Genomic DNA, 13,467 nt, shown 5'->3' on the forward strand with positions numbered 1-13,467 from the left:
ATCACCTCCGGTTCTGCTCCCTTCGGTCTTTCTCAGACGCGGGAGAGAGGCTCCGGGTGCGCGCCCGCGGTGCGCCTCAGGCCGCATGGTTCCTCTCGTAGTCGGCCGGCGACTCGTAGCCGAGGGCCGAGTGAAGCCGACGGGTATTGTAGAAGCCCTCGATGAAGCCGAACACCTCTCGCCGGGCCTCCGACGCCGTGCGGAGCGAGCGCCGCCAGATCAGCTCGCACTCCAGCGTCGCGAAGAAGCTCTCGCACATGGCGTTGTCGTAGGCGTCGCCCACCGAGCCCATGGACCGCGCGATGCCCGATTCGCGGCAGCGCTCCCCGAAGGCGAGCGAGGTGTACTGCGAGCCCTGATCCGAATGATGCACGACCCGACCCTCGGGACGGCGGCGCGCGAGCGCCATCGCCAGGGCGGCCTCGACGAGTTCGGCCCGCATGTGCGTCGCCATGGCCCAGCCGACGACGCGGCGGCTCCAGACGTCGAGTACGATGGCCAGATACAGCCATCCCGCCCACGTGGGGACGTACGTGATGTCGGCCACACGGACTGCCAGAGGTCTGAATCCCGACAGGAAATCGTCTAACTACTTACAGGACTGCACGATCTGCGTTTCCTGTCGTTGCACCGGACCCTGCTGGACCGTGCCGTGAGAGCGGGAAAAACGAGTTGAATGGCGGGACTCCCTCACCCGCGCTGCGTCTGCGCCGAAGATCCCGAAAGCCCACACATCGTCCATGTCCCGGCACCGGGCCACGACTGCGTCAGCAATCGGGGCTGGCTCCGGGCACAAATCGACGATGCGGACGGTGCTCGGGCCATCCCGCTAGGGCAGGCCTCTCTAGGACGAGGTCGGTAGATCGGCGACTTGGGACGCCAGCTCACCTTCGTAAACGTAGTCAGACCCGATGACGAGATACTTGGTCCACAGCCGCCACACCGCCTTCCATCTGTCGCTCTTCGGGTCAGCTTCCTCGACGGGCAGCCCATAGCGCTTTGCATCGGACGCTGAGACGATGGCCCCATGGTCCTTCGGTTCGCCGATCAGATGTTGCCGCAGGTTCTTGGCCAAGGCCTCCACTTGATCACTGGATCGAGAGCGAACGGACGCCAGAGCCTCTTGGATCAGGTCACCCGTTCTGTCCATCGCGTCGCGGGCCTGCTGTACCATAAGGGCTGTGATGTCGGAGAGTAGCGCGGCATGGAATGCGTACGTCGTCGGATGTTGCTGAATCCGTCGTTCCGCCTCTTCCACGGCCGCGATGATTGCCCTTGCTGCGGCGAGCGACCCGTTCGGCAAGAGGAACTGAGGGTCAACCGGCCCGAGGTCGCTGGTCGGCCCCATGTATACTCGGTGAGCCCCAAGGACGAACATCGTACCGGCGCTCTTGGCCTGATTCGGTACGATCACTGTGAGTTCACGGCAGCGGGACTGTGCTTGGCGAACGAGGCGCAGAGCAGTCTCTCCGTCGCCCCCCGGCGTATCAAGCATGACGTGGAGATCCTGCTCCGGATCCGCATCGAAGACCGTCTCCTCGAAGAACGGTACGCACCGGCCGAAGATCGCGTCTCGCATGACGACCAGACGGCAGGCATAGGCTTCTTGGTACTCCCGGATTAGTTGCTGGCGCTCATACCGGGCAGTGTTGGCAGCTTCGTAGAGGGGCGTGCGGGCCGTCACCGTCGGAACTGCGTGGGCGGCCCGTGCATGTCGAACGTGGAGGACTTGTTGCCGCGTGCCTTCCTGGTCTCTTCACGACAGCGCTTGGGGGACTGTCAGATTTTCTGTGTAAATGGCCCTCGCACTCATACGGGCACTCGGCCCTCGAACACGATCGACAGGTGGTTCAGGGCGCCGGTCCAGTCCTGAACGGGCCGGGTCCAGCGCTGTGACGCCCTTTCGATCGCGAGGTACAGCACTTTCCTGACCGCCTCCGGGGTTGGGAACGCGCCGCGCTTCCTCGTCACCTTCGTGAGCTGCGCGTTCAGGGCCTCGATCGCGTTCGTCGTGTACATGACCTTGCGGATCTCGGGCGGATAATCGAAGAACGGGGTCAGGTTCGCCCAGTTCGCCCGCCACTTCCGGCTGATCATGGGGAAGCGCTCGTCCCAGCGCTGAAAAAAGGCCTCCAGCGCCGTCTCGGCCGCCTCCAGGCTCGGAGCCCTGTAGATGGCCCGCAAGTCCCTGGCGACCGCCTTGCGCTCCTTCCAGGCGACGAACCGGAGCGAGCCGCGCACCAGATGCACGATGCAGAGCTGGACCTGCGTCTTCGGGAACACCGACTCGATCGCCTCGGGAAAGCCCTTGAGTCCGTCGATCGCTGCGATCAGGATGTCCTCGACCCCCCGGTTCTTGAGTTCGGTTAGGACCGAGAGCCAGAACTTCGCCCCCTCCGCCTCGCCCACCCACAGCCCCAACAGCTCCTTGTTGCCCTCGAGCGTCAGGGCCAAGGCAAGGTAGACCGCGTGCGTCCGGACGTGGCCCCGGGAACGCACCTTCACGTGGATCGCGTCCAGATACACGATCGGGTACACCGTATCCAACGGCCGGCCCTGCCACGCCTTCACGTCCTCCAGGACCGCGTCGGTCACGGACGAGATCAGCGACGGTGAGACCTCGACCTTGTACAGCTCCTTCAGGTGACCCTGGATCTCCCGCGTCGTCATGCCCCGCGCGTACAGCGCGATCACCTTCTCGTCGAACCCGCCCAGCCGACGCTGGCCCTTCCTGACGAACTGCGGGTCGAACGTCGAATCACGGTCCCGAGGCACCTTGATCTCGAGCTCGGACGTGTCCGTCTTCACTCGCTTCCGCGTACGGCCGTTGCGCGAGTTGCCCTTGTTGTGGCCCTCCCTCGCGTGCTTCTCGTAGCCCAGGTGGTCGGTGAGCTCGCCCTCCAGCGCCCGCTCCACCACCCGCTTCGTCAGCGCCTCCAGAAGACCGCCTCCGCCCATGATCTCTTCCGGGCTGCGGCCCTCCAGCAGGCTGTCGAGAAGCTCGTTCACCTCCCGCTCCGTCGCATCCTTCTTCCTCGCCATGGTCTCCTCCCGCTTCCGGAGTCTACTCCATGGCCATTTACACAGAAATCAGCACACTCCCGCGCTTGGCGATCTCGATCCGTTCCCGCCAATCGGGATCGATGCCTGACGGTGGGGGAATCAGCGCCGGGGAGGAACGAGCCGGGGCTCGCTGTCTACTCGTAGGACCGGCTTGTGGCTCAGACACTCTGCTCATCCGCCTGAAGGAGTCGTGGCCGTGCAGGCTCTCAGGCCGCAACCGGGGGCTCGGGGGGCGCCATCGCGCCAGCGCACCCGCCGCACGTCCGGAGGGGCGGCCACGGGGTAGAGCCTCGACAGGCCGCGAACGTCCAGAGTCCGGGCCGGATTCAGGGGGACGCCTCGCCCGTCCCGTCGCACTCGTTCACACGAAGATACTCGTCGATGAATTCGTCCATATGCCTGCCCACCGCTGCAAGGATGTAGCTCGCATCGCCGTAGCCGACTTCGCTGCTTCGCCACGTCCCGGCGAAGCCCATGCCGCCGCCGTCCCCCGCGCTTGGATCGCGAAGGTCGTATAGCCATTTCTTGAGTTCGATCCTGAAGCTGTAGGGGGCAGCGGTCCCCCCTAATACGTTCAGGTTGACGTAGAGATGGTCGGCGGAATCCGGGTCGTAGATGCGTGCGGCGCGCAACCGACTCCGAACAGCCGTAGTGATTTGCGATTCGGTAAGACCGATCTCCCCACCATCAAAACCTTCGACCGCGAGACCCACCGCACAGCCGGTATCCAGCTCGAAGCGGTCCCGCTGGCTAAGCTCGGCAGTTTGGGCAGCGAGAGGGGCCGGGAGAATCGTTGCCGCGAGCGCCACGCCAACGCCGATCACGGCCCGGGGGTCACTTTGCCGCCCTTCCGCTCGCGAGCCGCGAGCCCTTCCAAGCGGCCCGCCGATCCGAGGTTTGCCGTTTCGCGCCATCGCTTTCGCGCCTCCGCCGTTCGCAGTTTTCTTCGAAATATCGGGGACGGGACGACGATGTCGGGACGGGCGTGCGGATGATGGGGCCGCAGCCTCTGCGGGGCCCGGCCCGTTCCCTTCATCCCTGAAAGGGGTTTCATTTCCCATGCTCGTCAACCCGCAGATCCCACGATCCACCCGCTCTTCTCGGTCCACCGCCCCGGCGTCGAATGCGATCCCGAGGCTGTCAGCCCATTTGCGCGATGGTCCGTCTCCGCCCTCGGGGCTGCTCGCCCGGACTCCAGCAAGAGTTCGTAGCCGTGATCGATTTCCACCTTCCCATATCCCCCCGCTGGCCTACCCGCCGAGTACCGCCGCGAGGCCCGCTATGCCTCTGGTCCATAGACATGGTTCAGCGTGTCGGCCGGTCCGTCGAACCAGCGTTCGATCCGTGGCGATTCTGGAGCCCGGTACCTTTCCCGAGATCGCTTCTGATCGGCTGCTCCAGACGATCCCCTTGCGGTGACGGTGTCAAGGGTCATCGCTCGAACCCTCCGCCGTCACGCTCGGGGCCTCGGGGCCGGGGCAGCCGTGGGGGAACGCGGGTTATGCTGGGGCCGCGCTCCTTCATCTCCCGCGCCGCCCGGCGGACGAGGTCCTGGACAGTGATCCGTGCGTGCTGTTCCGCGTCTTGCAGCCCCTTTCGGTACACCTCGCGCACCTTCAGCTCGATCTGCCGGGCGCTGTCGGCGTGTGCCTTGCCCAGCGCGGCCCGCTCGCCCCTGTTGTACCGGTCGAGATCCTCGCGCCAGCCCTCGACAAGGTCCTGCCGGCCCCAGACCGCCCCGGCCAGCTCCCGCAACGAGGGCTCGATCCGCCAGATCCGGAGCCGCCCGATCAGGGTGCGGCTCTCCCGGTCGAACCTCTGGCGCATGACCTCCTGCCGCTTGAGCAGCTCGGCCCATTCCTCCCGCGCCCCGCTCTCCAGCCGCGAGAACTCCAGCATGCGCCGATCCTCGACCTTCTCCCAAGCCTGCGCCTCGGCACGCCGCCAGGCCTCCATGTCGACCCACCCTTCGTCGACCGGCCCCCTCGCCCGCCGCGCCCGCCCGGGCACCATCCTCTCGCGGCGGACGCGCGCCCAGTGGCGCGGCCGCTCCCACGGGGTTCGAACCACCTCCTGGCCCGCGTGCCGCCGCTCGTTGTTCCTGACCCGCTCCTCGCACCGGATCCATCCCTGCGCCCGCTCGTAGCCCTCGGCCCAGCGCGACAGCCGGAGCTTGCTGTTGCCCAGCTTCGCCGCCTTCCCGGTCTCTGGATCGACCCGGTTGGCGACCACATGGACATGGGGATGCCGGGTGTCGTCGTGCGCGACGACCAGCGCCTCGTGGCCCTCCAGCCCCAGCGCCTCCAGACTCCCGTCCACGGCGCGGCTCATCTCCCTCCGGTCCGGCGTCTCGTCCTGCGCCCAACTGAGCGAGTAGTGCAGCACCGGCTTCGCAAGCTTGCGCCCCCCTCGCGCCGCCCCAGCCAGCCGCTTGAGGTCGGGGGCCGCCTTCGCGGTCGCGGCCATCAGCCGGGCGGCCCGCTCCGCCCGGATCGTCGCAAGGTTCCGGGTGTCGGTCCAAGCGACCCGCTCCGAAGTCTCCGGACTCCGGTCGTCCGGCGTCGGGGCGTCGTGCAGGCAGTACGCCGCGACCCCGGCGAACGAGCGCCCCAGACTGTTGATCTTCGGGATCATCGGTCCAGCACCTCGCCGCTCAGGAGATCGGCCGCAAGCTCGCCCACCCGCTCGACCGCCTCCAGCGTCCCGTCCGGCGCCGAGGCCCCGGAGTTTAGGGCCCGGGCGATCTGGTTCAGGTTCACGCCGAGCCGGTGGAGTTCGACCCGCTCACGGGCGCCGAGCCGGTGAACGGCCGCCTCGCGGACCGGCTGCCCCAGCGCCCTGCGGCGCATGTAGCCGCCCCTCGTCATGCGGGCCGCCGCGGCCCGCTCGGCGATCGCCGCGGCTTCCGCGGTCGTGACGCGCACGCCGATCGTGCGGGTCCTGCGCTCGGCGTCGGGCTTCCGGGGACGGGCCATGTCGGGCGGCCTCCTTCGGTGGCGCGCGGAATGTCGTTCGGGGGACCGGGGGCACTCCCCCGGCCAGAGGTTTTCGTGAAGCGAAAACACATCTGGCTCCACGGTAACCCGCAGAAACCAACGCCCCCGTGGCGCGCCCGCGCGAAAGCGCACCGGGCCGCCAACTCTGGACGACGCGCCCGCCCGGCGCGAGGTTTCAAACAGTGCAGATCGTGCAGTCCATCGAATCGGAGGTATCGAACGATGGCACGCACGAAACGAAGCCGCCGGAGCTACGGCGCCGGCGAGTGGGGCCGGAACCGGGTCAGGGTCTTCCCGGACCCGAAGACCGGCCTGCTCCAGATAGAGTGGCGCGAGAACGGTCGAAGGCTCACCCGATCGCTCGGGCACCGGGACTGGACCCGGGCGAAGAAGCAGGCGGATGAGTTCGCCGCCGGGTTCGCAAGCTTGGACCTGAACGGCAAGGCGGAAGCCGAGCCTGAGCCGCTCACGCTGGGCAAGCTCTTTGACATCTACGGAGAGGAGGTCACCCCGACCAAGGGGCAGCGGACCCGCGAGCGCGACAGGGTCGCGATCGCGATGTTCCTCCGCTTCTTCGGACGGGACCGCGATCCCGCCACCTTCTCCCAGCGCGATTGGGACCGTTTCATCCGGGAGCGCCGGGCGGGCAGGATCGGACCGAGCGGGAAGCCTGTGGGCAACCGGACCATCGAGTTGGACCTGCGGTTCCTTATCGCGGTCCTCAACTGGGCGACGAAGTCCAGAGACGAGGAGGGGAGACTCCTTCTCGACTCGAATCCGCTGAGGGGCCTGAGGACACCCAAGGAGAAGAACCCCTCCCGGGTCGTCCTCTCCGAAGAGGAGTACCAGGCGATGCTCGGAGTGTCCCGGCAGGTCGACTGGCGGTTCCACGTCGCGTTCGTGCTAGCCCACGAGACCGGACACCGAATCGGGGCCATTCGCAACCTTCGCTGGGGTGACATCGATCTCGAGGGCCGCGAGGTGCGGTGGCGCGCCGAGCACGAGAAGACCGGTTACGAGCACGTCACGCCGATGACGGAAGAGGCGGTCGCGACCTTGGAAGAGGCGCGCGGGAGCGGTGCCGGGACCGATAATGCCCCGGTGCTGCCCTCGTCGAGGGACGCCACGCGGGGCGTGCAGCGCGCTTCCGTCTTTCAGTGGTGGAGGAAGGCCGAGACACTAGCAGGACTGGAGCCGAAGCCGCGGCGGGGCTGGCACTCGCTGAGGCGGAAGTTCGCCAGCGACCTGATGGACCTTCCGCTCAAGGTGCTCTGCGAGCTTGGCGGGTGGAAGGATGCACAAACGGTGCTCAGGTGCTATCAGAGGCCGGACGCTGGACAACTCAGGACGGCACTGGAAGGTCGCCGGAGGGTCCGCGGCTGAAACCCCGACCAGCGGGAATCATTCGACGGGAATCCGACTCGCGAAACTCCTAAGTTCATCGGGTGCAAACAGTTGTAAACCTTATGCACCTTGTCACCACGACTGATTCGACCGTTCCCCTCGACGGACTCACGCAGAGCATCGTCCCCGGAGGCAGCTTCCTCGCGGACTTCCTTTACCCGGCTCCGGCGGAGCGTCGGATCGGGGCGATCATCGGCTGGTGGGAGAAGCGCCGTCTTCCGTACAACCTGATCATCGGCGGAACCGGCCTCGTCACGATGACCGTCGGCTCGCTGATCATGGCCCTGAACGGGGAATTCACCCCGGTCGCATGGCTCCGGGGCAGCGTATTCTGGCTGATCATGCTCAACGTGTCCTATTCGCTCGGGCCCATCGTTGAAATCGCGCTCCAGAAGTCCTTCCGCGACAAGCTGCTCCCTGCCGGTCCTCTGCTCTTCCGCGCCGGTGTGACCATCGCCGTCGGCGTCACGCTCCTTCCCATCATCGCCATGACGCTGGCGTACATCGCGATGGCTCTCGGGGTCGGCCCCTGACGGCGGGGATCTCCGGTCAGTCGACGCCGATGGAGTGGGGGCCGATGTCGGCGAGTGACGGCGTCCCGACGGCGCCCATCGTGATGCGCAGTTCCTCGATCAGGATTTCCAGCACCCGCTCGACGCCCGCCTGACCGAATGCCCCGAGTCCCCACAGGTAGGGACGCCCGATGGCCACCGCGGTGGCGCCGCGTGCGATGCCCTTGAAGATGTCGGTCCCGCGGCGGAAGCCGCCGTCGACGATGATCGGAACCTCGCCGCCGGCCACCTCCACGATCTCGGGCAGCGCGTCGATCGTCGCCCGCCCGCTCCCCTCCGCTCGACCCCCATGGTTCGAGACCCAGATCCCGTCCACGCCGTGCTCCAGCGCGAGTTCCGCGTCCTCGCGCGTGACGAGGCCCTTCACGACGATCCGCTGGTCCGTGATGTCGCGCAGGCGGTCCACGTAGTCCCACGTCATCGTCGGGCCGCCGCTGTCGGGCGGGCCCTGCGGCAGCCCCTCGTACATCGGCTTCACGGGATCCGCCCATCCGCCGCTCCGGTGACAGGTGTCGCAGTTGCGGTCGTCGATGCGCTCCCAGCGCCGCAGGGTGAGCCGGTTGCTCCCGCCGAGGAGATCGACGGTGAGCACGATCACGGGACAGCCGGCCTCGCGCACCCGTTCGATGAGGGCGACGGTCGCGTTCCAGTGGCGGGGCGCGTAGAGCTGATACCAGACCGGCTCGCCCCGCGCCTCGTTTACCGCCTCGACCCCGGTGGAACTCACCGATGAGAGCGTCTGCAGGTGGTTGCGGGCGGCGGCGGCGCGCGCGGTCGCCAGCTCACCGTCGCGGTGGAAGGCGCCCTGACTCCCCGCCGGCGCGATCATGAGCGGCGTCGGCCATTCCCGCCCGAAGATCGAGACGCGCATGTCGCGGTTCGAGACGTCCACCAGGCGGCGCGCGCGGAGGTAGATCCGCTCCAGCGAGGCACGGTTGTTGGCCTGCGTGCCCTCTCCGTCGACGCCCGTCTTGATGTATCCCCAGTGCGCCGTGGGTACGGTTTGCGCGGCCACTTTCTCGAGGTCGAATACATCGAGGGCCTCCTGCGCCGACGCGACAAGGTCGTCGAGCGACCGTGCTGGCGCCTCCTGCGCGATCGCCCGACCGACCACGCCCAGGTCGCAGCCCGCCATCGCCCCCAGCAGAGGACTCGCGGCAAGCCAGCGCAGGAGGTCACGGCGGTGGACGGTCTTCGATTCCGGCCCGGACTGCGCGGCGTCATACATTCGGCGCTCCTGGTTGGCACTCGGTGGTGGCCAAAGGGTCCGAATTCACGGTGCCCGCCGCGACGGCCCACGTCAACGCGAGAACGCCGGAAAACCATTCGGGCAACGCCAAAATTCGATAAGATGTCTTTCATACGCCGATTCCCATCGGCACCAGACATCTGTGGCCGTTCGAGGCCTTCGACGGAAACCGTTCGAGAGACGATTCGAGAGGAGAGGAACGCACCGAGGTGAGTCACGACATCGAAGCGATTCAGGCAAGGATCCGCGAGGAGAGCGCCTTCGTCGAACGGCTCGTTGACGAGGTGGGGCGCGTCATCGTGGGGCAGCGATATATGGTCGAGCGGCTCCTCATCGGGCTGCTCGCCGACGGTCACGTACTCATGGAAGGGGTGCCGGGGCTGGCGAAGACCCTCACGGTGCGGACGCTCGCGCAGGCGATCGACACCGGCTTCCAGAGGATCCAGTTCACGCCGGACCTCCTCCCCGCCGACCTCATCGGCACGCTGATCTTCGACCCCAAGCGGGGCGAGTTCCAGACCCGGAAGGGTCCAATCTTCTCCAACATCATCCTCGCCGACGAGATCAACCGGTCCCCCGCCAAGGTCCAGTCCGCGCTGCTCGAGGCGATGCAGGAACGGACCGTGACGATCGGGGACGAGACCTTCCCGCTCGACGACCCGTTCCTCGTCCTTGCGACCCAGAACCCGATCGAGCAGGAAGGGACGTACCCGCTCCCCGAGGCGCAGGTGGACCGCTTCATGCTCAAGCTCTCCGTCGGATACCCCGACAAGGACGAGGAGCTGGAGATCATGCGGCGCATGGGCGTCGGGTCCGCGCCCGAGACGCAGACGGTCGTCACGCCGGAAGAGATCCTGCGGGCGCGTGGCGCCGTCGACCTCATCTACATGGACCAGCAGGTCGAGCGGTACATCGTGGAACTGGTCTTCGCTTCGCGCGCGCCGGCCGACCATGGACTCGAAGAGCTCGCCGACCTCATCGCGTACGGCGCGTCGCCGAGAGCCAGCATCTGTCTCGCGCGCACGGCGCGGGCCCATGCGTTCCTGCGGCACCGCGGCTACGTGACGCCCGAGGACGTGCGCTCCATCGCACTCGATGTCCTGCGGCACCGCGTCCTCGTCACCTACGAGGCCGAAGCCGAGGAAGTCACGAGCGAAGACGTGGTGAACCGGATCCTCGACAGCGTCGAGGTCCCGTAGGCCTTCGGGGAATCAGAGGGATCGAGGGATGATACCGCGGGAGATCTTACGGAAGGTCCGTCGCATCGAGATTACGACGCGGGGGCTCGTGGATCAGGTGTTTTCAGGCGAATACCATTCCGTGTTCAAGGGACGCGGGATCAACTTCGCCGAGGTCCGCGAGTACGACTACGGGGATGACATTCGCACGATCGACTGGAACGTCACCGCCCGCACCGGCATGCCCCACGTGAAGATCTTCGAGGAAGAGCGCGAACTCACGGTGATGCTCCTCGTCGACGTGAGCGCGTCCGGCGATTTCGGCACGCGCGAGCGCATGAAGGGAGACCTCGCCGTCGAGGTGTGCTCCCTGCTCGCCTTCAGCGCGATCAAGAACAACGACAAGGTCGGGCTCATCATCTTCAGCGACCGCGTCGAGAAGTTCGTCCCGCCGCGGAAGGGCCGGCGGCACGTCCTGCGCGTGCTGCGGGAGATGCTGTATCACCAGCCCCGAGGCCGGACGACGGATCTGGGCATGGCGCTCGAGTATCTTTCGCGCATCATCCGGCGGCGGGCCGTGGTCTTCATCGTCTCCGATTTCGTCTCGAAGCCCTTCGAGAAGGCGCTCGGGGTCGCGGGCCGGCGGCACGACGTCGTCGCCCTCCGGGTGAGGGACCGCCGGGAGTCGGTACTGCCGCCGATCGGTCTCGTCGAACTCGAGGACGCGGAGACCGGAGAACGGCTCGTCGTCGACACCTCGAACCGGGATTTCCGCGCGGCGTTCGCGAGCCGCGGGGAGGAGGCGCGGGCGGGACAGGACCGGACCTTCCGGCGCAGCAAGGTCGATGTCGTGGATCTGAGTCCGGGGCGCCCCTACCTGCGGCCGCTGATGCGCTTCTTCGAGGAACGGGGACGGCGGGTATGACGCGCGGATCGCTGGCTTCGAGGCACCTGGAGCGACGGACCGGCGCCGTGGGGCTCCTGCTGGCGCTCGGGGCACTGGCCTTGACCCCGCTGGGAGGGGGCGGAGACCTCCGGGGCCAGACACCGCGGGTCACGATCGAGCCCGACACGACGGAGATCCATGTGGGCGATCCGCTCATGCTGCGGCTCTCCCTCGAGCACCCGGCGGACCTCACGGTGCGCTGGCCCGATTCCCTTTCCCTGGATCCCTTCGAGCCGCTGGCGCTCGAAGTGGGCCCCTCCGAGACTTCGGCGGACGCCGCCCGGACCACGGCGGTGCTTCACGTGACCGCCTTCGAACTCGGGGAACTCGAGATCCCATCCTTCAACATCGAACTCACGGACGCCGCGGACGTTACGACCACCGTTTCCACCGACCCGGTGGTGATCGGCGTGACGACCATCGGGCTCGACGAGGGCGGGGACATCCGCGACGTGAAGGGGCCGCGCGAGATCGCGCGCAACTGGCTGCTCCTGTGGCCGTGGCTGCTGCTCGCCGCGGCTCTCGCCGGTTTGGGATACTGGTGGGGGCGCCGGCGGCGCCGCAGCCCGGACCGAGCTGACTCCCGGCCACCCGTCCCGTCCCGGCCACCGCACGAGATCGCGCTCGAGGCACTGGACCGGCTCGGAGCATCCCCCCTCCTGGAGCGCGGCGAGATCAAACCGTACCACATCGAGGTGTCCCGAATCATCCGCACCTACCTCGAGGGACGCTACCGGATCTGGGCGCTGGAGATGATCACGCCCGACGTGATCTCGAGCCTGGGACACGCCGGCGTGGACCCCGGGATTCGAACGGCCTTCGAGCGCTTCCTCGACGCCTGCGACCTCGTGAAGTTCGCGAAGTGGCGGCCCGATGACGCGGCGTGCCGGAGCATCCTCGCCGACGCACGCACGCTGGTAGAGCGGACGAAGTTCGTACCCCCGCCCCCCGCCGCGGAGTCCGAAGAGACCCCAACCGAAGCGACCGCAACCGACGCGAGTGAAACCGACGGGTCCGGCGCGACGGCGGATGACCGGACCGGGGCGGCCGTCCCATGATCCACCGGTTCGCGGATCCCGCGTTTCTCCTCCTCCTGCTTCTCCTCGTCCCGGCACTCGCGTACCGGCACCTGGCGAAGGGAGGACGCAAGGCCGGCGCCCTGCGCTACCCGGATCTGGGGCTCCTCCGCCACGCGGGGGCCGAGCGCACAGGCCGCCTGCGCCATGTGCCGCTGGCGCTGCGGCTTCTCGCCCTGACCGCGCTCATCATCGCCTTCGCCCGTCCCCAGTCCGCCTCGACGAGCGAGGACGTGGCGACCGAGGGCGTCGACATCGTCATGGCCCTCGACATCTCCAGCTCCATGCTCGCACAGGACCTGACGCCCAATCGGCTGGAGGCCGCCAAAGAGGTCGCGGCGGACTTCGTCGAGCGCCGCCGCAACGACCGCATCGGACTCGTCGTGTTCGCCGGACAGGCGTTCACCCAGGCCCCGCTCACGATCGATCACCCCGCCGTCTCCGCGGTCATGGCCGAACTGGAGGTCGGCATGGTCGAGGACGGGACCGCGATCGGACTCGGACTCGCGACCGCGCTCAAGCGACTCGAATCCAGCCAGGCCGAATCGCGGATCATCGTGCTCCTCACCGACGGCCGGAACAACCGCGGCGAGATCGATCCGGCGACCGCCGCCCAAATGGCTCAAGCGCTGGGGGTCAGGGTCTACACGATCGGCGCGGGTTCGCGCGGGACGGCCCCGGTGCCCGTCGATGACCCTGTCTTCGGGCGGCGCCTCGTCTCGATTCCGGTGGACGTCGACGAACCCACCCTCACGGAGGTCGCCGAGGTCACCGGAGGACGGTACTTCCGGGCCACGGACCGCGAGAGTCTCGAGCGTATCTACGAGGAAATCGACGCCCTCGAGACGACCGAGATCGACGTGCAGAGCTTCACGCGATACGGCGAACTCTTCCACTTCCCGCTCGCGGCGGGACTCGGACTGCTGCTGCTCGAGATCGGGCTCGCGCAGACAGTCCTGAGAAGACTGCCCTAGCGCGAGGGA

Annotated in this window: 13 protein-coding genes; 6 read left to right on the forward strand and 7 right to left on the reverse strand. The window is 67.5% G+C overall.

Annotation, left to right across the window (positions count from 1 at the left end; all coding sequences use genetic code 11):
• Nucleotides 1-76: 76 nt before the first annotated feature.
• From ACOOGH_RS10950 to ACOOGH_RS10975, 6 genes are all read right to left on the reverse strand, one after another.
• Complete coding sequence (locus tag ACOOGH_RS10950) at nt 77-577, reverse strand: IS3 family transposase (protein ID WP_420450116.1); 501 nt, start codon at nt 575-577, stop codon at nt 77-79.
• A gap of 267 nt (nt 578-844) precedes the next feature.
• Nucleotides 845-1,684 carry an SDH family Clp fold serine proteinase gene (locus ACOOGH_RS10955; RefSeq protein WP_420448950.1) on the reverse strand — a complete coding sequence of 280 codons (840 nt, stop codon included), beginning with the start codon at nt 1,682-1,684 and terminating at the stop codon, nt 845-847.
• 125 nt (nt 1,685-1,809) lie between these two features.
• Nucleotides 1,810-3,042 (reverse strand): IS256 family transposase, encoded by a 1,233-nt coding sequence (locus ACOOGH_RS10960; protein ID WP_420448951.1) that lies wholly within the window; start codon nt 3,040-3,042, stop codon nt 1,810-1,812.
• A 347-nt stretch (nt 3,043-3,389) separates the two neighbouring features.
• Nucleotides 3,390-3,695, reverse strand: coding sequence for a hypothetical protein (locus ACOOGH_RS10965; protein WP_420448952.1), 306 nt, complete (start codon nt 3,693-3,695; stop codon nt 3,390-3,392).
• 799 nt (nt 3,696-4,494) lie between these two features.
• Entirely contained in the window at nt 4,495-5,697 is a 1,203-nt protein-coding gene (locus ACOOGH_RS10970; RefSeq protein WP_420448953.1) for a relaxase/mobilization nuclease domain-containing protein, read from the reverse strand.
• Complete coding sequence (locus tag ACOOGH_RS10975) at nt 5,694-6,038, reverse strand: plasmid mobilization protein (RefSeq protein WP_420448954.1); 345 nt, start codon at nt 6,036-6,038, stop codon at nt 5,694-5,696. The genes ACOOGH_RS10970 and ACOOGH_RS10975 overlap by 4 nt, the downstream gene beginning before the upstream one ends.
• Before the next feature lie 243 nt (nt 6,039-6,281).
• Between ACOOGH_RS10975 and ACOOGH_RS10980 the strand changes: the two genes are divergently transcribed.
• The gene (locus ACOOGH_RS10980) at nt 6,282-7,442 is read left to right on the forward strand and encodes a tyrosine-type recombinase/integrase (protein WP_420448955.1); all 1,161 of its coding nucleotides are present in this window, start codon (nt 6,282-6,284) and stop codon (nt 7,440-7,442) included.
• 83 nt (nt 7,443-7,525) lie between these two features.
• Nucleotides 7,526-7,996: a hypothetical protein gene (locus ACOOGH_RS10985; protein ID WP_420448956.1), complete on the forward strand. Its 471-nt coding sequence runs from the start codon at nt 7,526-7,528 to the stop codon at nt 7,994-7,996.
• A gap of 16 nt (nt 7,997-8,012) precedes the next feature.
• On the opposite strand, the gene ACOOGH_RS10990 is transcribed toward ACOOGH_RS10985, so the two are convergent.
• Nucleotides 8,013-9,263 carry an alpha-hydroxy acid oxidase gene (locus ACOOGH_RS10990; RefSeq protein ID WP_420448957.1) on the reverse strand — a complete coding sequence of 417 codons (1,251 nt, stop codon included), beginning with the start codon at nt 9,261-9,263 and terminating at the stop codon, nt 8,013-8,015.
• 230 nt (nt 9,264-9,493) lie between these two features.
• On the opposite strand from ACOOGH_RS10990, the gene ACOOGH_RS10995 reads away from it, so the two are divergent.
• The 4 genes from ACOOGH_RS10995 to ACOOGH_RS11010 are packed head-to-tail and all read left to right on the forward strand — an operon-like array spanning nt 9,494 to nt 13,458.
• Entirely contained in the window at nt 9,494-10,483 is a 990-nt protein-coding gene (locus ACOOGH_RS10995) for an AAA family ATPase (protein WP_420448958.1), read from the forward strand.
• A gap of 28 nt (nt 10,484-10,511) precedes the next feature.
• Complete coding sequence (locus tag ACOOGH_RS11000; RefSeq protein ID WP_420448959.1) at nt 10,512-11,387, forward strand: DUF58 domain-containing protein; 876 nt, start codon at nt 10,512-10,514, stop codon at nt 11,385-11,387.
• Entirely contained in the window at nt 11,384-12,466 is a 1,083-nt protein-coding gene (locus ACOOGH_RS11005) for a hypothetical protein (RefSeq protein WP_420448960.1), read from the forward strand. The genes ACOOGH_RS11000 and ACOOGH_RS11005 overlap by 4 nt, the downstream gene beginning before the upstream one ends.
• Nucleotides 12,463-13,458, forward strand: a complete 996-nt coding sequence (locus ACOOGH_RS11010; RefSeq protein WP_420448961.1) for a vWA domain-containing protein — start codon at nt 12,463-12,465, stop codon at nt 13,456-13,458. The genes ACOOGH_RS11005 and ACOOGH_RS11010 overlap by 4 nt, the downstream gene beginning before the upstream one ends.
• Nucleotides 13,459-13,467 lie beyond the last annotated feature (9 nt).

Source organism: Candidatus Palauibacter sp., from assembly GCF_965213655.1.
In the GTDB taxonomy this organism is placed as follows: Bacteria; Gemmatimonadota; Gemmatimonadetes; order Palauibacterales; family Palauibacteraceae; genus Palauibacter.

What these genes read in the sequence shown, in the direction of transcription:
- ACOOGH_RS11000 (WP_420448959.1), top strand. Translation starts at nt 10,512, where the DNA reads ATGATACCGCGGGAGATCTTACGGAAGGTCCGTCGCATCGAGATTACG.
- ACOOGH_RS10960 (WP_420448951.1), bottom strand. Translation starts at nt 3,042, where the DNA reads ATGGCGAGGAAGAAGGATGCGACGGAGCGGGAGGTGAACGAGCTTCTC.
- ACOOGH_RS10975 (WP_420448954.1), bottom strand. Translation starts at nt 6,038, where the DNA reads ATGGCCCGTCCCCGGAAGCCCGACGCCGAGCGCAGGACCCGCACGATC.
- ACOOGH_RS10990 (WP_420448957.1), bottom strand. Translation starts at nt 9,263, where the DNA reads ATGTATGACGCCGCGCAGTCCGGGCCGGAATCGAAGACCGTCCACCGC.
- ACOOGH_RS10980 (WP_420448955.1), top strand. Translation starts at nt 6,282, where the DNA reads ATGGCACGCACGAAACGAAGCCGCCGGAGCTACGGCGCCGGCGAGTGG.
- ACOOGH_RS11010 (WP_420448961.1), top strand. Translation starts at nt 12,463, where the DNA reads ATGATCCACCGGTTCGCGGATCCCGCGTTTCTCCTCCTCCTGCTTCTC.
- ACOOGH_RS10985 (WP_420448956.1), top strand. Translation starts at nt 7,526, where the DNA reads ATGCACCTTGTCACCACGACTGATTCGACCGTTCCCCTCGACGGACTC.
- ACOOGH_RS11005 (WP_420448960.1), top strand. Translation starts at nt 11,384, where the DNA reads ATGACGCGCGGATCGCTGGCTTCGAGGCACCTGGAGCGACGGACCGGC.
- ACOOGH_RS10970 (WP_420448953.1), bottom strand. Translation starts at nt 5,697, where the DNA reads ATGATCCCGAAGATCAACAGTCTGGGGCGCTCGTTCGCCGGGGTCGCG.